General features: G+C 49.1%; 13 protein-coding genes. All 13 read right to left on the bottom strand.

Annotated features, from left to right (window positions below; translation table 11 throughout):
• Positions 1 to 2 precede the first annotated feature (2 nt).
• The 13 genes from leuD to BMZ56_RS07545 all read right to left on the bottom strand — a co-directional run bounded on the left by leuD (position 3) and on the right by BMZ56_RS07545 (position 15,612).
• Positions 3 to 599: a 3-isopropylmalate dehydratase small subunit gene (gene leuD / locus BMZ56_RS07605; RefSeq protein ID WP_090625975.1), complete on the bottom strand. Its 597-nt coding sequence runs from the start codon at positions 597 to 599 to the stop codon at positions 3 to 5.
• Between the two features lie 4 nt (positions 600 to 603).
• On the bottom strand, positions 604 to 2,001 hold the full coding sequence (gene leuC, locus BMZ56_RS07600; RefSeq protein ID WP_090625974.1) for a 3-isopropylmalate dehydratase large subunit: 1,398 nt from the start codon (positions 1,999 to 2,001) through the stop codon (positions 604 to 606).
• 46 nt (positions 2,002 to 2,047) lie between these two features.
• Positions 2,048 to 3,577, bottom strand: a complete 1,530-nt coding sequence (locus BMZ56_RS07595) for a 2-isopropylmalate synthase (protein ID WP_090625973.1) — start codon at positions 3,575 to 3,577, stop codon at positions 2,048 to 2,050.
• Between the two features lie 45 nt (positions 3,578 to 3,622).
• Positions 3,623 to 5,089, bottom strand: coding sequence for an ATP-binding cassette domain-containing protein (locus BMZ56_RS07590; protein ID WP_090625972.1), 1,467 nt, complete (start codon positions 5,087 to 5,089; stop codon positions 3,623 to 3,625).
• 124 nt (positions 5,090 to 5,213) lie between these two features.
• Entirely contained in the window at positions 5,214 to 6,695 is a 1,482-nt protein-coding gene (gene ilvC / locus BMZ56_RS07585) for a ketol-acid reductoisomerase (RefSeq protein ID WP_090625971.1), read from the bottom strand.
• 4 nt (positions 6,696 to 6,699) lie between these two features.
• A complete protein-coding gene (locus BMZ56_RS07580; RefSeq protein WP_090625970.1) occupies positions 6,700 to 7,188 on the bottom strand; it encodes a DinB family protein in 489 nt (162 codons plus the stop codon).
• An 18-nt stretch (positions 7,189 to 7,206) separates the two neighbouring features.
• Positions 7,207 to 7,797, bottom strand: coding sequence for an acetolactate synthase small subunit (ilvN, locus tag BMZ56_RS07575; RefSeq protein WP_090625969.1), 591 nt, complete (start codon positions 7,795 to 7,797; stop codon positions 7,207 to 7,209).
• A 9-nt stretch (positions 7,798 to 7,806) separates the two neighbouring features.
• A complete protein-coding gene (gene ilvB / locus BMZ56_RS07570; RefSeq protein WP_090625968.1) occupies positions 7,807 to 9,546 on the bottom strand; it encodes a biosynthetic-type acetolactate synthase large subunit in 1,740 nt (579 codons plus the stop codon).
• Between the two features lie 78 nt (positions 9,547 to 9,624).
• The gene (gene ilvD / locus BMZ56_RS07565; protein ID WP_090625967.1) at positions 9,625 to 11,322 is read right to left on the bottom strand and encodes a dihydroxy-acid dehydratase; all 1,698 of its coding nucleotides are present in this window, start codon (positions 11,320 to 11,322) and stop codon (positions 9,625 to 9,627) included.
• Positions 11,323 to 11,324: 2 nt separating this feature from the next.
• Entirely contained in the window at positions 11,325 to 12,215 is an 891-nt protein-coding gene (gene ilvE / locus BMZ56_RS07560; protein WP_090625966.1) for a branched-chain-amino-acid transaminase, read from the bottom strand.
• 393 nt (positions 12,216 to 12,608) lie between these two features.
• Positions 12,609 to 12,860, bottom strand: a complete 252-nt coding sequence (gene atpC / locus BMZ56_RS07555; RefSeq protein ID WP_090625965.1) for an ATP synthase F1 subunit epsilon — start codon at positions 12,858 to 12,860, stop codon at positions 12,609 to 12,611.
• Between the two features lies 1 nt (position 12,861).
• Entirely contained in the window at positions 12,862 to 14,364 is a 1,503-nt protein-coding gene (gene atpD, locus BMZ56_RS07550; RefSeq protein ID WP_090625964.1) for a F0F1 ATP synthase subunit beta, read from the bottom strand.
• Between the two features lie 126 nt (positions 14,365 to 14,490).
• Positions 14,491 to 15,612 carry a redoxin family protein gene (locus BMZ56_RS07545; RefSeq protein WP_218146502.1) on the bottom strand — a complete coding sequence of 374 codons (1,122 nt, stop codon included), beginning with the start codon at positions 15,610 to 15,612 and terminating at the stop codon, positions 14,491 to 14,493.
• Positions 15,613 to 15,624: the final 12 nt, after the last annotated feature.

Raw genomic sequence — 15,624 nt, 5'->3', positions numbered from 1 at the left:
GGTTACAGGGGAAGGGTTTTCGAGAATTCCTCGATGTCTGATTTCATGCTAAGCAGGTAATCGATGTCGTCAAACCCATTTGTCATGTTGCCTTTTTTGTAACTGTTGATTTCAAAAGATTCCTTTTCGCCGGTTGCCAGCAAGGTGACAGTCTGTTCGGGTAAATTTACTTCCAGTTCCGTATCCGGATTCGCGTAAATTTCCGCAAAAATCCGTTCCAGGAATTCAGCACTCACCTGCACGGGCAATACGCCAATGTTGAGGCAGTTGCCACGGAAGATATCTGCAAAGAAGCTGGATATCACACAACGGAAACCGTAATCGTAGATCGCCCAGGCCGCGTGTTCGCGGGACGAACCCGAACCGAAGTTTTTACCACCAACGAGGATTTTTCCCCGATAGGTCGGATCGTTCAACACAAAGTCTGCCTTCGGTGTATTGTCTGCGTTGTACCGCCAGTCGCGGAATAGGTTATCGCCGAATCCCACGCGCTCGGTGGCTTTCAAAAACCGGGCGGGGATGATCTGATCGGTATCTACGTTTTCAATCGGCAGGGGTACCGCCGTGCTTTTCAATATATTAAAACTATCGTATGCCATGTCGTTATTGGATAAGGGTCCGTGGATCAGTTACTTTTCCGGTTACCGCTGCTGCTGCTGCAACCAAGGGACTGGCCAGCAAGGTACGTGCACCGGGGCCTTGACGGCCTTCGAAATTACGGTTGGACGTACTGACCGCGTATTTGCCCGCTGGAATTTTATCGTCGTTCATGGCCAAGCAAGCCGAACATCCCGGCTGCCGCAACGTGAAACCCGCTTCCGTCAGGATGTCAAGGATGCCTTCTTTCCGGATTTGTTCTTCCACCACGTGCGATCCCGGAACCAACCAAACGGTTACGTCATCGGCCTTGCGTTTCCCCTTTACGAGTGAAGCGAACGCGCGGAAGTCCTCGATACGCCCGTTGGTGCAGCTTCCCACGAATACATAGTCGATTTTCTTGCCGACCATCGCCTCTCCCTCATGGAATCCCATGTATCCCAGGGATTTTTCATAAGTGGCCTTGCCGCCTTCCACCTGTTCGGCATCGGGAATATCGCTGGTGATGCCGATACCCATACCCGGATTCGTGCCGTACGTGATCATGGGTTCGATTTCGGACCCGTCAAACACTAACTCTTTGTCAAATACCGCATCGTCGTCTGTCTTCAGGGTTTTCCAGTATGCCATGGCCTTATCCCAGTCTGCACCTTTCGGACTGAATTCCCGGCCTTCGATGTAATCGAAGGTAGTTTGGTCGGGCGCAATCATCCCACCACGGGCACCCATTTCGATGCTGAGGTTACAAACGGTCATGCGGCCTTCCATGCTCATCTGCTCGAACACGTTGCCCGCATATTCCACGAAATAACCGGTGGCACCCGATGTGGTCAGCTTTGCAATGATGAATAGGGCCACATCCTTCGGAAGCACCCCTTTGCCCAATGTACCGTTGATGGTGATACGCATCTTTTTCGGCTTCGGCTGCATGATGCATTGGGTAGACAGTACCATTTCCACCTCCGATGTGCCGATGCCGAATGCGATGGCACCGAACGCGCCGTGGGTCGACGTATGCGAATCACCGCATACGATGGTAGCACCCGGTTGGGTGATCCCGTTTTCGGGGCCGATGACGTGTACAATGCCATTTTTGTAATGCCCCAATCCCCAGTGCCGGATACCGTACGCTTTGGTGTTTTCCTCCAACGCCTTAAGCTGGTTGGCAGATAACGGATCCTGCACGGGCTTATCCTGGTTTATTGTCGGTGTGTTATGATCGGCCGTCGCAAACGTGCGCTCCGGATATAATACGCGGATTCCACGGTTCCTGAGCCCCAGGAAGGCAACCGGACTGGTTACTTCGTGGATAAGATGCCGATCAATAAATAACACATCAGGCCCTCCCTCAATCTTACGCACTACGTGTGCATCCCATACCTTGTCAAATAATGTCTTACTCATTTTTATAGTTGCTGTTTTGTTTTTTTCGTTGTTAGCCGGTAGCCCATTAATAATTCACCGTTTCCAGTACAATGAATTTGTTTAGCGCATCCAGATACGCGTTGGCCGAGGCCCGGACAATATCCGTACTGAAGCCGTAGCCCATGTAGGATTTATCTTCATACACTACCCGCATATCCACTTTGCTGACGTCGTCGCTGCCGCCGTGGATGGAGTGGATATTAAACTCTTTGATTTCTACATGCTTTCCTGTGATTTGCTCAATGGCCTTAATGGTGGCGCTTACCGGCCCGTTGCCAGCGGAGGTAGCGGTGTATTCCTCGCCATTGTAGCCCAATTTGATGGTTGCCACGGGAGCCTCCTGATCGCCGGTGGTTACCTGCAATGCATTGATGGCGATGCCGTTTTTGAAGCTTTCTTCCGTTTTATGCCCCATCAACTGCAACAGGTCGTCGTCCTTCAATTCTTTTTTCACGTCAGCCAACTCAAGAAACCGCTGGTAAACCTGATCGAGGTCGATGCGCTCGATGGTATAGCCCAAACGTTCCAGGTGGTGCTTGAGGGCATGGCGGCCGCTGCGGGCTGTCAATATGATTTCCGATTGGTCGATACCGACGTCTTCGGGATTGATGATCTCGTAGTTCTCGCGATGTTTGAGCACCCCATCCTGATGGATGCCGGAACTGTGGGCAAAAGCATTTCTACCCACAATGGCTTTGTTCGGTTGTACCGGCATGCGCATCATGCGACTCACCGTCGTGCTAAGCGGATACAGCTGTTTTGTGTTGATCTGGGTGTGTAACCCAAGCGATTGATGGGTTTTCAATGCCATCACCACTTCTTCCAACGAGGTATTCCCCGCGCGTTCGCCGATGCCATTGATCGTGCATTCAACCTGACGGGCGCCGTTTTGCAAACCCGCTAAGCTGTTAGCCGTAGCCAGCCCCAGGTCGTTGTGGCAATGCACCGAGATGATGGCCTGGTCGATATTTTTGACGTGCTCTTTCAGGTAGTTGATCTTCGCACCATACTGCTCCGGAAGGCAATACCCATTCGTGTCGGGAATATTGACCACCGTTGCACCTGCGGCGATGACGGCCTCAATCATCCGGGCCAAATACGCGTTGTCTGCTCTACCTGCGTCTTCTGCATAAAACTCGACGTCCTCCACAAAGGATTTGGCATATTTAACCGCTTCCACCGCCCGTTCCAGGATGGCCTCCCGGGTGCTGTTGAATTTGTATTTAATATGCATGTCGGACGAACCGATACCGGTATGGATACGCGGCCTTTTGGCATATTTCAGTGCTTCGGCCGCACGGTCGATGTCACCTTTGATAGACCTCGTGAGAGCACAGACGGTTGGTTCTTTAACCAACTTGGAGATCTCGACCACACTGTTGAAATCCCCGGGGCTCGAAATCGGGAATCCTGCTTCAATCACATCCACGCCCAACGCTTCCAACGCTTCGGCGATGATGAGCTTCTCGGGAGTGGTCAATTGCGAACCCGGCACCTGCTCTCCATCCCGGAGGGTGGTGTCAAAAACATATATGCGATTTGGATCGTGCAACATAATAAGTTGTTTTTTTGTTTCAGTTATGCGTTTTTAGACGCCTGCTTAATAAGCAAGCTCGTTTATCTCTTCAATTACCTGTACTTCCCCTTTTTCCAATACGATTCGCTTTTCCAAACAACTGGGTAACTGCGTCTCGTAGTGGCCGACATAAATCAGCGTTTTCCCGAAACCACACAATTCATCGACCACGGCATTGAAAAGTGCCGTTTGTGATTGGTCAAGTCCTTGGCACGGTTCATCCAATATCAATAACGGTGGGTTTTTGATAAGGGTTCGGGCGAGCAAAACCAAACGTTGTTTTCCTAAAGGCAACGTGGTAATTAGTCGGTCTTTATCTGCCGTTAGATCAAAAAAAGCCAAGAGTTGACGGATCTTCTGTTGCTTCTCGTAGCTAACGTGTCTGAATAAGCCGATGCTATCATAGAACCCCGAGGCAATTGCTTGCCATACGGACGCAGTTTTGTCAAAATACCAATGCAGTTCGGGAGAGATGAGACCGATACGTTCCTTAATTTCCCAAATGCTTTCACCACTACCGCGCCGATGACCAAAAAGCCGGATGTGGTTTGCATAGGCTTGCGGGTGATCGCCCGTAATCAGGCTTAACAATGTCGATTTTCCCGAACCGTTAGGGCCTTGGAGTAACCATTTCTCACCCTTTCGAACGGTCCAATCAACCCCGCTTAATACCTGTTTCTCACCATATCGGATGTGAATGTTTTCCATCTCGACTAGGAGGTCGCCGGAAAACGCCGGCTCTTCTCGTAAAAACTGGGGTAATTCCTTGGGGGTGCGGCTTATATCCTTTGACAACATCCAAGCGGAGTCGACTTGCTTGAGCTTACCATCCTCAATTTCGGCAAACCGGTTGATGCAACGAGGCAGGTCCGTCTCATTCGTCACGAGCACAAGCTGTACACCGTCGGCAGCAAGTCCGTCAAGAAAGTCATTCAGCTTTTGACGCGATGCCTTATCCAGCCCGGTGTAGGGCTCATCCACGATGAGTAGCTGCGGTTTTAACCACAGTGCTTTGATCAGTTGCAACTTTTTGTGTTCACCGCTGGAGAGCTCAATCAATTGCGTGTTTTTTAAGTCCGCCGGTCCAAAAAGATCGAGGTACGGCGTCAGGTTCTCCATGGAAAGGTTCTCGGAGTTGGCATAGGCTGTTAACTCCGCATATACCGTCAACGTGTCGTTTTTTTGTTGCTTGTTATAACGCTGTTGATAGTAAAAATTGCGATCCCCCTCCAGGTTGGTAAACTGATACCAATTGGAGACATAAAGGACACGTGGAGGCCTGGAAGACTCCCGATCAAAGTGAATACGGATGGTGCCGCTTGTTTTTTCAAGTCCTGCCAATGCTTTTGCCAACGCGCTCTTACCCGAACCGCTTTTCCCCCCGATCTGCCAAAACTCATCACGGTGGATTTGCCAGTCCAGTTGATCCAGTACCACCTGCTGTGCATACTGTAGGTTCAATTGGGCGATATGGACAAATGTGTCAGTCATTGTTGTAAGATACAAACTTATGCAAAATGCCGCTGATATGCAATGATGTGTATTTTGCCACTAAATATGCCATCCGGACCGGTTTCAGCAGATGCACGCTTTTGCCGGTCCGGATAGGGGATTCCTACGCGGTTTTTATCGCCTTCATGGCGGTCATGGCCTTACGCAGTACGGCGCCTACTTTTTCAACCGGATGGGTGCGGATGGCTTCGTTTACGGCGATCAGCGCTTGGTTATCAACCGCAAGGTCCTTACCTTCATTGAAATTTCTACCGATAATATCTGTATCGACGGTTTTCATGAAGTCGGCCAGCAGGGGTTTGCACGCGTGGTCAAAGAGGTAACAGCCGTATTCTGCCGTATCCGAGATCACCCGGTTCATCTCAAACAGTTTTTTACGGGCGATGGTATTTGCGATGAGCGGAGTTTCATGCAGGGACTCGTAATAGGCCGATTCGGGTTTAATGCCGGCTTCGACCATGGTTTCGAACGCAAGTTCCACCCCGGCTTTGATATAGGAAACCATAAATACCGCGTGATCAAAATATTCCTGTTCGCTGATCTTTACATCGCCGGCAGGTGTCTTTTCGAAGGCTGTTTCGCCCGTGGCTGCCCGCCATTGTAACAGGTTTTTATCCCCGTTTGCCCAGTCTTCCATCATGGTACGGCTGAAATGGCCACTCATGATGTCGTCCTGATGTTTCTGGAACAAGGGGCGCATAATCGTCTTCAGCTCTTCGGAAACTTCAAAAGCTTTAATTTTAGCAACATTGCTCAACCGATCCATCATGGCAGTGATTCCGCCTTGCTTTAAGGCTTCGGTAATGACTTCTACACCATATTGAACCAATTTGGCCGCATAGCCGGGTTCGATGCCTTTTTCGATCATCTTATCAAAGGACAGGATTGACCCGGTTTGCAGCAACCCGCATAAAATGGTCTGCTCGCCCATTAAGTCGGATTTAACCTCGGCTACGAACGACGAGCGTAATACACCGGCTTTATGGCCACCGGTTCCTACGCAATAGGCTTTTGCTTCTGCAAGACCTTTTCCTTGCGGATCGTTTTCCGGGTGAACAGCAATGAGTGTGGGCACGCCGAAACCGCGTAAATACTCTGCCCTTACTTCTGAACCCGGGCATTTTGGGGCAATCATGATCACCGTAAGATCTTTGCGGATTTGCTTTCCTTCTTCTACGATGTTGAAACCGTGCGAATAGGAGAGGGTGGCTCCCTGTTTCATCAATGGCATTACTGCATCAATTACAGAAGAGTGCTGCTTGTCGGGCGTGAGGTTGCTAACCAAATCTGCCGTGGGGATCAGTTCCTCATACGTGCCTACCGTAAAGTGATTGTCGGTAGCATTCTTCCACGAGTCGCGCTTTTGTTCAATTGCTTCCTTGCGAAGCGCATAGGAAACATCCAGCCCACTGTCCCGTAAATTAAGGCCTTGGTTGAGGCCCTGTGCACCACAGCCCACGATGACGATTTTTTTGCCTTTTAACGCACTGACACCGTCAGCAAATTCACTGATATCCATGAATTCAGCGACGCCTAATTGGTTTAATTGTTCTCTAAGAGGGAGGGTGTTAAAATAATTTGCCATTGTTCTATTTATGTAATTGACTGTTTTGTTCTTGTACTGCTTTTCTAAGTGCGGTTGCGTAGCCGAAGTGGAGATTGTCGTGGGCCAGTGACATCACCAGAACTTCTTCGATGGTATCCATTTCCAGCCCGAAGGTTGCCGTGGAATACGGCACAACGGTCGCGAACGCACCATTTTTGTAATCCTGTTCGATCAGGTCGATCGTATTCAGCGCTTGCGACTTCAGGGTATGGATTTCCGATTCGCCGATCCAGTGTTCAGGCTTTGTGCCTTTTGTGTAGGATTCCACAAACTGTATCTGCCGGTCGGGCTGTACCTGCGTTCTCCGGTAGCACAATCCGAGCGTGCTCACCACAATGTGTCCGAAGTTCCAGGCGATGTTATTCCGGAAGCCCTCAGGAATAGCATTGAGCTCGTCGATGCTTAATCCGTCTACCAGCTCAATGAATACTTTTCTGGTTTGTCTGATATACTCAAATACTAACGCTGTCATATTCAATTCGCCGGTAGGTTACATGGTAAACACTTTGTCCTGTTTGTTGAGGTAGCGATTTTCGACGACCTCCTCAGCAGGTTCCATTTCTTCGAACTCCTTCAGTTTCTTGTGGAATCCTTCGCTGTCTTTGATGATCGCGATGCGGGCGCTTCGTACAAACTCAATGAGATTGTATTCGGCCAATGCCTCGGTGAGCGCATCAATTTCTTCCCGGTGCCCTGCCGTTTCAAACACCGTATAGTCGTTGCGGATCACCACGGCACTGGCACCGTATTGGCGCAATAGCCGTTCCACAGGGGCCTTTTCGGTGACCACATCGGTCGGCACCTTGTACAGGGCTTGTTCCTGCCAGATCACTTCGTCATTGGTATTGTAATACGCTTTCAACACCTCCACTTGTTTTTCTATTTGGCGACACAACTTGTGTACGACATCTTCTGTTTCGTGGATGACGAGGGTAAACCGGTGGATACCCTCTGCTTCCGAGGGGGAAGTATTCAAACTCTCAATGTTGATCTTCCGCCGTGAAAAAATGGTAGAGATCCGGCCGATCATCCCGATGGAATTTTCCGTATAGAGGGTGATGGTATATTCCTGCTTTTCCATGCTATTAATTTATTTTAACCTGATTTCTGCAACACTGCTTCCTTGGGGCACCATCGGAAACACGTTGTTTTCCTTACCCACCATTACTTCGAGAAGGTACGAACCGTCGTGTGCAATCATATCACTCACAGCCTGTTTCAAATCTTTACGTTCGCGGATGCTTTGTCCCGGGATGCCATACCCCTTCGCAACGGTCACGAAATCGGGACTGGTAATGTTCACAAAGGAATACCGCTTGTCGTGGAACAGCTGTTGCCACTGGCGTACCATGCCCAAAAATTCGTTGTTGAGGATGACAATCTTCACTTTGGCTCCGAATTGCATAATCGTCCCGAGTTCCTGAATGGTCATCTGGATGCCGCCATCGCCGATGATTGCGACCACGGTCCGGTCGGGCGTACCGTACCAGGCACCGATGGCTGCGGGCAGTCCGAATCCCATGGTGCCCAAACCGCCGGAGGTAACGTTGCTTTTTGAGCGGTTGAACTTGGCATAACGACAGGCAACCATTTGATGCTGGCCTACGTCGGTCACGATAACAGCCTCACCATCGGTAAGTTCGTTTAAGGTTCTTAGCACCTCGCCCATCGTCATGATGTCCGATGTGGGGTTCAGTTCGTCGTAGATGACCTCTTTGATTTCTGCCTGTTCCAATTCGCGGAAACGCCCCAGCCAATCAGCATGCTCGCGACGGTTTACCAGCTCGGTAAGCAGCGGAAGCGTTTCCTTGCAATCGCCCCAAACGGCAACCGTTGTTTTGACATTCTTATCGATTTCAGCAGGATCGATATCCAGGTGGATGATTTTAGCCTGCTTGGCATATTTGTCCAGCCGACCCGTTACCCGGTCGTCAAAGCGCATGCCAATGGCAATGAGTACATCGCACTCATTGGTCAACACATTCGGGGCATAATTGCCATGCATACCCAGCATCCCGACATGCAGCGGGTGATCGGTTTCTAACGCACTCAAGCCCATAACCGTGGCAGCTGCAGGTATACCAGCTTTTTCGATGAATGCTTTGAAATCAGCTTCTGCCTTGCCCAGGATGACACCCTGTCCGAAGAGGACAAATGGTTTTTTCGCTTCATTGATCAGTGCGGCAGCCTGTTCGATGTATTCCCTGCGTACAATGGGCTTGGGCCGATAGCTGCGGATGTGGTTGCATACTTTGTACCCTTCATAATCAAACAGCTGCAGTTGTGCATTTTTGGTAATATCGATCAGCACGGGGCCGGGCCTGCCCGTGCGTGCTATGTGGAATGCTTTGGCTAACGCCGAAGGAATCTCGCAGGCATCGGTAACCTGATAGTTCCACTTCGTCACCGGCGCAGTGATGTTGATGACATCCGTTTCCTGGAAAGCATCGGTACCCAGCAGGTGGGCAAATACCTGACCCGTAATACAGACGACGGGATTACTGTCGATCATTGCATCGGCCAGTCCCGTAACCAGGTTGGTGGCACCGGGGCCGCTGGTGGCAAATACCACCCCCACACGGCCTGAAGTACGGGCATAACCCTGAGCGGCATGAATACCACCCTGTTCGTGCCGTACAAGGATGTGTTTCAACCGGTCATTGTAATCGTACAATGCATCGTATATGGGCATGATAGCCCCTCCTGGATAACCGAATATCGTATCTACACCTTCCGCAAGCAGCGCTTCCAGCACCGCTTGTGAACCACTGATCTGAGTGATTTCTGCCCTGTCCTTCGGTGTGTCCTTGGTGATTTCCAACGTACTCATAGTCTTTTATTTTAGCTGTCGGCTTCCAGCTATCGGCTGTCGGCCTTTTTACGTTCTATTTTTGACTTTTTACTTACTTCAACACTCGTCCGTTACACAGCCCGAGGCCGCGTCGGCTACCGTTTTTGCATATTTGTAAAGCACCCCTTTGGATACCTTCAAGGCAGGTTTTTGCCACCCCGCCCGGCGTTGTGCAATCACTTCGTCGGATACGAGTAACGAGATGGTGTTATTTACTGCATCAATCACAATGGTATCATTGTCTTCCACGAGTCCGATCAGTCCACCTTCGTAGGCTTCGGGTGTAATGTGTCCTACGACAAATCCGTGTGTTCCACCGCTGAAACGACCGTCCGTGATGAGAGCCACGCTTTTTCCCAGTCCGGCACCGATAATGGCCGAAGTCGGTTTCAGCATTTCGGGCATACCGGGGGCGCCTTTAGGCCCTTCGTTTTGGATAACCACTACGTCTCCGGGTTTCACACGGCCCGAAGCGAGTCCGGCAATTAAGTCTTTTTCGCCGTTGAATACGCGAGCTGGTCCTTCAAATCGTTCGCCTTCTTTGCCCGAGATCTTTGCCACGCTGCCCTTTTCTGCCAGGTTGCCGTAAAGAATCTGGAGGTGCCCAGTGGGTTTAATTGGATTGTCCAGCGTTTGAACGATTGGCTGATCGATTTCATTGATCGGGGTTACATCTGAAAGGTTTTCCGCCAATGTCTTCCCGGTCACGGTTAAGCAATCGCCGTGGAGCAGTCCCTCATTCAGCAGGTATTTCATGACGGCAGGTACGCCGCCGTAGTTGTGTAGATCCTGCATGAGGTATTTGCCGCTGGGTTTGAAGTCGGCCAGTACCGGCGTCTGATCACTCATGCGTTGGAAATCATCTTGTGTAATCGCTATGCCGACACTTTTACCGATGGCGATAAAGTGCAGTACGGCATTGGTACTGCCACCAAGCACAATAATCACGCGCAACGCATTTTCAAAGGCTTCGCGGGTCATGATATCCGAAGGTTTGATGTCGCGTTCGAGGAGGATGCGGATGTATTTTCCCGCTTCTTTGCATTCGCCGCGTTTCTCTTCGCTCACCGCCGGATAGGAAGATGAATAGGGAAGGCTCATGCCTAATGCTTCGATGGCAGCAGCCATGGTATTAGCAGTATACATGCCGCCGCAGGCGCCGGCACCCGGACAACTATGTTTGACGATCCCAATAAAATCTTCTTCGGACAGGTTTCCTGCAATCTTTTGTCCCAGCGCTTCAAAGGAAGAGATGATGTTGAGGTCCTGGCCTTTGTAATGTCCTGGAGCAATGGTGCCACCGTAGACCATGATAGCAGGTCTGTTTAACCTTGCCATGGCCATAATAGAACCCGGCATGTTTTTGTCGCATCCGGGAATGGCGATGAGCCCATCGTAATATTGCCCTCCGCAGATGGCTTCGATGCTGTCGGCGATGATATCGCGGCTCACGAGTGAATAGCGCATGCCATCTGTTCCATTACTCATGCCGTCGCTCACCCCGATTGTATTAAAAATAAGACCAACCAGGTCATTGCCCCATACGCCTTCTTTTACGACCTTGGCCAAATCGTTCAGGTGCATGTTGCACGTATTGCCGTCGTATCCCATGCTGGCAATTCCCACCTGGGCTTTTTGCATGTCGTCATCAGTCAGCCCAATGCCGTATAACATTGCTTGAGCCGCAGGTTGCGTTTTATCCTGCGTTAATACTTTACTGTACTTGTTAAGTTCTGTTGTTTGTTCAGTTAGCATGATTAGATGATTACTTCATAATTCTCTTTTTCCAATGTCAGGTTTTTATAGGCCCGTTGTATGGTTGCGCCCAATGTGTCGCTCCATTCTTCTGGGAAAACGGCATCATCGACAGCCGCAATGCCGACAATTCCGGTAGCCGTTCCGGTGAGGAAGGCGCTGTCGGCTCCGCGCAGGTCGTCGGGACTTAGTTTTTTTTCTATCACATCGATGTTCAGTACGTTGGCGATCTCAAGGACGGTTTGCCGGGTGATCCCCGGGAAAATAGAACCCGTTGCGGGGGTATACAGCACCGTATCTTTTTCGATAAACAGATTGTTGCTGGATGCCTGTGCGACGTATCCGTCACGATCCAACAGGATTGCCTCGTCAAATCCCCGCTGGGTTGCCTCGTTGGTTGCCACAATCGACGCCACATATTGGCCGGAAATCTTTGCTTCCGGAGGTAGGGAGTCGGGATTCGGCCGCTGGTAAGGCGATAGGGATACGCGGATGAGATCGGTGCCTAAAAAGGGTCCCCATTCCCAGGCAGTGATGACGATATCGGAATCTTTTGCAGGTGTTAAGTACATGTTTTGGCCGGCGGTAACCAACGGCCTGATGTAAGCGCTTCGTAAATTATTTTTATCGAGCAGTTCGTACGTACGTTCAACCAATAGATCTGTTTTCCACGGAAAGGAAATGCCTACGAGTTCGCATGAACGACGAAGGCGGTCATAATGTTGTTCTGCCCGGAACAGCCGGGTGCCGTTGTGGGTATTGTACGCACGGATACCCTCGATGGCCGAATAACCATAGTGTAGCGATTGTCCAAATAAGTCAACCTCGGTGTGGTCTGCTTTGACAAACGTACCGTTGAAATATACCCATGTATTTTTACTGAAATATTTCATATCCGCTAACCTATAAATTCAGCAAATTTAAACCAATGAAACAGTTGAATTTCCCTCCCAAAGTTGTCATAGGTTATTATCTCTTTTCGATTTTATTAAGGTAGGATGTTTATTTAGTATTGGCAATAGGTAAAAGCTGTTTTTTCAAATAAGAATAAAATTTCAATATGTTTTATATATCGAATAAAAATTCTGTATTTTAAACATTTTAACAAATGTTTGTTTGATGGCATTATACCAAAACCAATTTTGGTATTCAGTTCATTTTTGGATATAGGGATAGGAGCATGCCAAATTCTGCGTAAAATGGTAAAGGTTGTGAAAAAAGTTGTAAAAGAAAAGCCTCCCGGCAAACAACGCCGGGAGGCTTTTTTTACTTTTATTTTTTACTTTTTAGTTTTCAATAATCCCTTCGGCCAGCACGGTGATTTCGTTGTGGACTACTTCTACGACACCTCCGATAATTCGGATAATTTCCTCGCTTTTACCAGTAGTCCGGATAATTACTTTCCCGTCCTCCAATGTAGAAACAATCGGAGCGTGGTCTTTCAGTACTTCAAAAGATCCTGCAGAACCGGGTACGGTGACCGATGTAACCTCACCGTCATAAACGGGCTTGTCTGGAGTAATGATACTTAATCTCATGTTAAACTGCTTCCGCCAATAATTTCTTGCCTTTTTCAATGGCATCTTCGATGGATCCTACGAGGTTGAAAGCAGCTTCGGGATATTCATCTACTTCGCCGTCGATAATCATGTTGAAGCCCTTGATGGTATCCTTAATATCTACTAAAACACCCTTAAGGCCGGTGAATTGTTCGGCTACGTGGAAGGGTTGGGATAAGAAACGTTGTACGCGACGGGCGCGGCTAACGACCAGTTTATCCTCTTCTGAAAGTTCATCCATACCCAAAATGGCAATGATGTCCTGCAGTTCTTTGTAGCGTTGCAAAATTTCCTTCACCCGTTGAGCGGTATTGTAATGTTCTTCACCTAAAACTGCGGGGCTCAGGATCCGGGAAGTAGAATCCAACGGATCCACGGCGGGATAAATACCCAATTCGGCAATTTTACGGGAAAGTACCGTCGTCGCGTCCAAGTGGGCAAAGGTCGTAGCTGGAGCCGGGTCTGTCAAGTCGTCGGCCGGTACGTATACGGCCTGAACCGATGTAATGGAACCGCGTTTCGTGGAGGTGATACGCTCTTGCATGAGACCCATTTCAGTTGCCAACGTAGGTTGGTATCCCACTGCTGAAGGCATACGTCCCAACAACGCCGATACTTCGGAACCTGCTTGGGTAAACCGGAAAATGTTATCAATAAAGAACAGGATATCACGACCTGCACCTTCGCTATCGCCATCGCGGAAGTATTCAGCAATGGTCAATCCAGACAGGGCCACACGCGCACGTGCACCGGGAGGCTCGTTCATCTGCCCGAACACGAATGTCGCTTTGGAATCTTTCAATTCCTCCGCATCCACTTTATCTAACGGCCATTCTCCCTTTTCCATGCCTTCCATGAACTCTTCACCATATTTGATGATGCCGGACTCCAGCATTTCACGAAGGAGGTCGTTACCTTCACGGGTACGCTCGCCTACGCCTGCAAATACGGATAGACCGGAATACGCCTTTGCGATGTTATTGATCAGTTCCTGAATCAATACCGTTTTGCCTACACCTGCACCGCCGAAAAGTCCGATTTTACCTCCCTTTGCATAGGGTTCCAATAAGTCGATTACCTTGATTCCCGTAAAAAGTACTTCCGTTTCGGTGGAGAGATCTTCGAACTTGGGTGGGGTATTGTGAATGCTGCGGCCATTGGATTTTTCAAGCCCCGTAATGCCGTCTATTGCATCACCGACCACATTGAATACCCGGCCCTTGATTGCTTCGCCGACCGGCATTTTGATCGGGGCACCGGTATCAACTACTTTCATCCCGCGCATCAGGCCTTCGGTACCGTCCATCGCAATGGTACGTACGCGTTCTTCGCCTAAATGCTGCTGAACTTCTAGGATAATCCGTTGGCCATTTTCCTTCTCGATTTCCAAGGCGTCATAAATCTTCGGAAGTTTGGCGTTTTCGGAGAAACTGACATCGACCACCGGACCGATGATTTGGGCTATTTTTCCAATATTGGACATATTATTCGGAACTAAAATTTTATAAACCAATGTAATAAAGGCAAAATACAGGCCTTAATTTTGGACTGCAAAAATACGCTTTAAAGAATTAAAAGCAAATTTAAATGTAAAGAAATGTACGGCAGATTATGGATAGTAACGGCCAATGTGTTTAACAATGGCTTTGCGAAGCGCTAAAGGGTCAATAATGCCCATTTGCCTGTAGACAATTTCTCCTCCCGGAGCAATTAGGATGGTATATGGCAATGCGCCCTGCCATTCTTCGTCCACGGCCTCCATGAGGTCGTATTTATGCGCATCGCCGAAAAGCAAGTTCCGATTGCTGGCATATTTTTTCCGAAGAAAGGTTTGCACGTTGTCTGCTGACTGCTTTGCATCCAGAGAGACCGTCACGAAATCGAACTCCCGGTTTCGGTACATTTTATTGGTTTCCACGAGTGCGGAAAACTCGGCTACACAGGGGCCGCACCACGTAGCCCAAAAGTTGACCAGACGGTATTTCCCCGAAGGATTGGCTAACATCGATTTTAAGGTGTCCAGGTTTGCTTCTTCAAGCGCTACGGGTTCCTTAGCCCATTCTTCCACCTCGTGGTTTTTCCAATCGGTTTTGGATTTCCATTTTACCGAACATCCGAAGGTACGCGTGGTGGGAGTTGTTACCGCTTTTCCGGCCAGTAACTCATCCACGGCATTTTTTAAGTCGGATGTTTTCGCTCTTCCGATGTGTTCGTCGTCATCAATACGGCCCACATAACGCAATATCCGCTCCCTATCAAAAACGAAGGTGTGCGGTGTCGTAACAGGACCGTATTGCGCTGAAACAGCTTGGTTTTCGCCATCATAAAGATAAGGGAAATTATAACCTTTGTCCTTATAGCGGATTTTCATCTCTTCAAAGCTATCACTCAGGTCCGTATAGCCCAATTCATCCAGTCGAATTGCGGCATCCGAATTGGGGCTAATGGCCACTACCTGAACGCCCTTCGCGCCGTAAACTTGGGTGAATTCGATGATGCGGTCTTCATATGCTTGGGCAGTTGGGCAATGATTGCAAGTAAAAATAATAACCAGTACGTTTGCATCCTTGAAATTTTCCAGGGTATAGGTTTTGTCGTCCACGCCTTTTAAACTGAAATCAGGAGCGGACGAACCGATAGGAAGCGTTTTTGGATTTTCTGCGTAAACCCGGTTGATCAGTGCCCCAAATAAGATCAGCAAAAGGATATTCTTTTTGAAGGACTTCATCATCACAATCGATTT

Origin of the sequence: Parapedobacter indicus (assembly GCF_900113765.1) — a bacterium.
Taxonomy (GTDB): Bacteria; Bacteroidota; Bacteroidia; order Sphingobacteriales; family Sphingobacteriaceae; genus Parapedobacter; species Parapedobacter indicus.
This window is presented reverse-complemented; position numbering and strand designations above follow the sequence as displayed.

Excerpts from the sequence above, each read along its gene's own strand:
- ilvN (WP_090625969.1), bottom strand. The coding sequence starts at position 7,797 with ATGGAAAAGCAGGAATATACCATCACCCTCTATACGGAAAATTCCATC.
- leuD (WP_090625975.1), bottom strand. The coding sequence starts at position 599 with ATGGCATACGATAGTTTTAATATATTGAAAAGCACGGCGGTACCCCTG.
- BMZ56_RS07595 (WP_090625973.1), bottom strand. The coding sequence starts at position 3,577 with ATGTTGCACGATCCAAATCGCATATATGTTTTTGACACCACCCTCCGG.
- atpD (WP_090625964.1), bottom strand. The coding sequence starts at position 14,364 with ATGTCCAATATTGGAAAAATAGCCCAAATCATCGGTCCGGTGGTCGAT.
- ilvD (WP_090625967.1), bottom strand. The coding sequence starts at position 11,322 with ATGCTAACTGAACAAACAACAGAACTTAACAAGTACAGTAAAGTATTA.
- atpC (WP_090625965.1), bottom strand. The coding sequence starts at position 12,860 with ATGAGATTAAGTATCATTACTCCAGACAAGCCCGTTTATGACGGTGAG.
- BMZ56_RS07590 (WP_090625972.1), bottom strand. The coding sequence starts at position 5,089 with ATGACTGACACATTTGTCCATATCGCCCAATTGAACCTACAGTATGCA.
- ilvB (WP_090625968.1), bottom strand. The coding sequence starts at position 9,546 with ATGAGTACGTTGGAAATCACCAAGGACACACCGAAGGACAGGGCAGAA.
- BMZ56_RS07545 (WP_218146502.1), bottom strand. The coding sequence starts at position 15,612 with ATGATGAAGTCCTTCAAAAAGAATATCCTTTTGCTGATCTTATTTGGG.
- leuC (WP_090625974.1), bottom strand. The coding sequence starts at position 2,001 with ATGAGTAAGACATTATTTGACAAGGTATGGGATGCACACGTAGTGCGT.
- BMZ56_RS07580 (WP_090625970.1), bottom strand. The coding sequence starts at position 7,188 with ATGACAGCGTTAGTATTTGAGTATATCAGACAAACCAGAAAAGTATTC.
- ilvE (WP_090625966.1), bottom strand. The coding sequence starts at position 12,215 with ATGAAATATTTCAGTAAAAATACATGGGTATATTTCAACGGTACGTTT.
- ilvC (WP_090625971.1), bottom strand. The coding sequence starts at position 6,695 with ATGGCAAATTATTTTAACACCCTCCCTCTTAGAGAACAATTAAACCAA.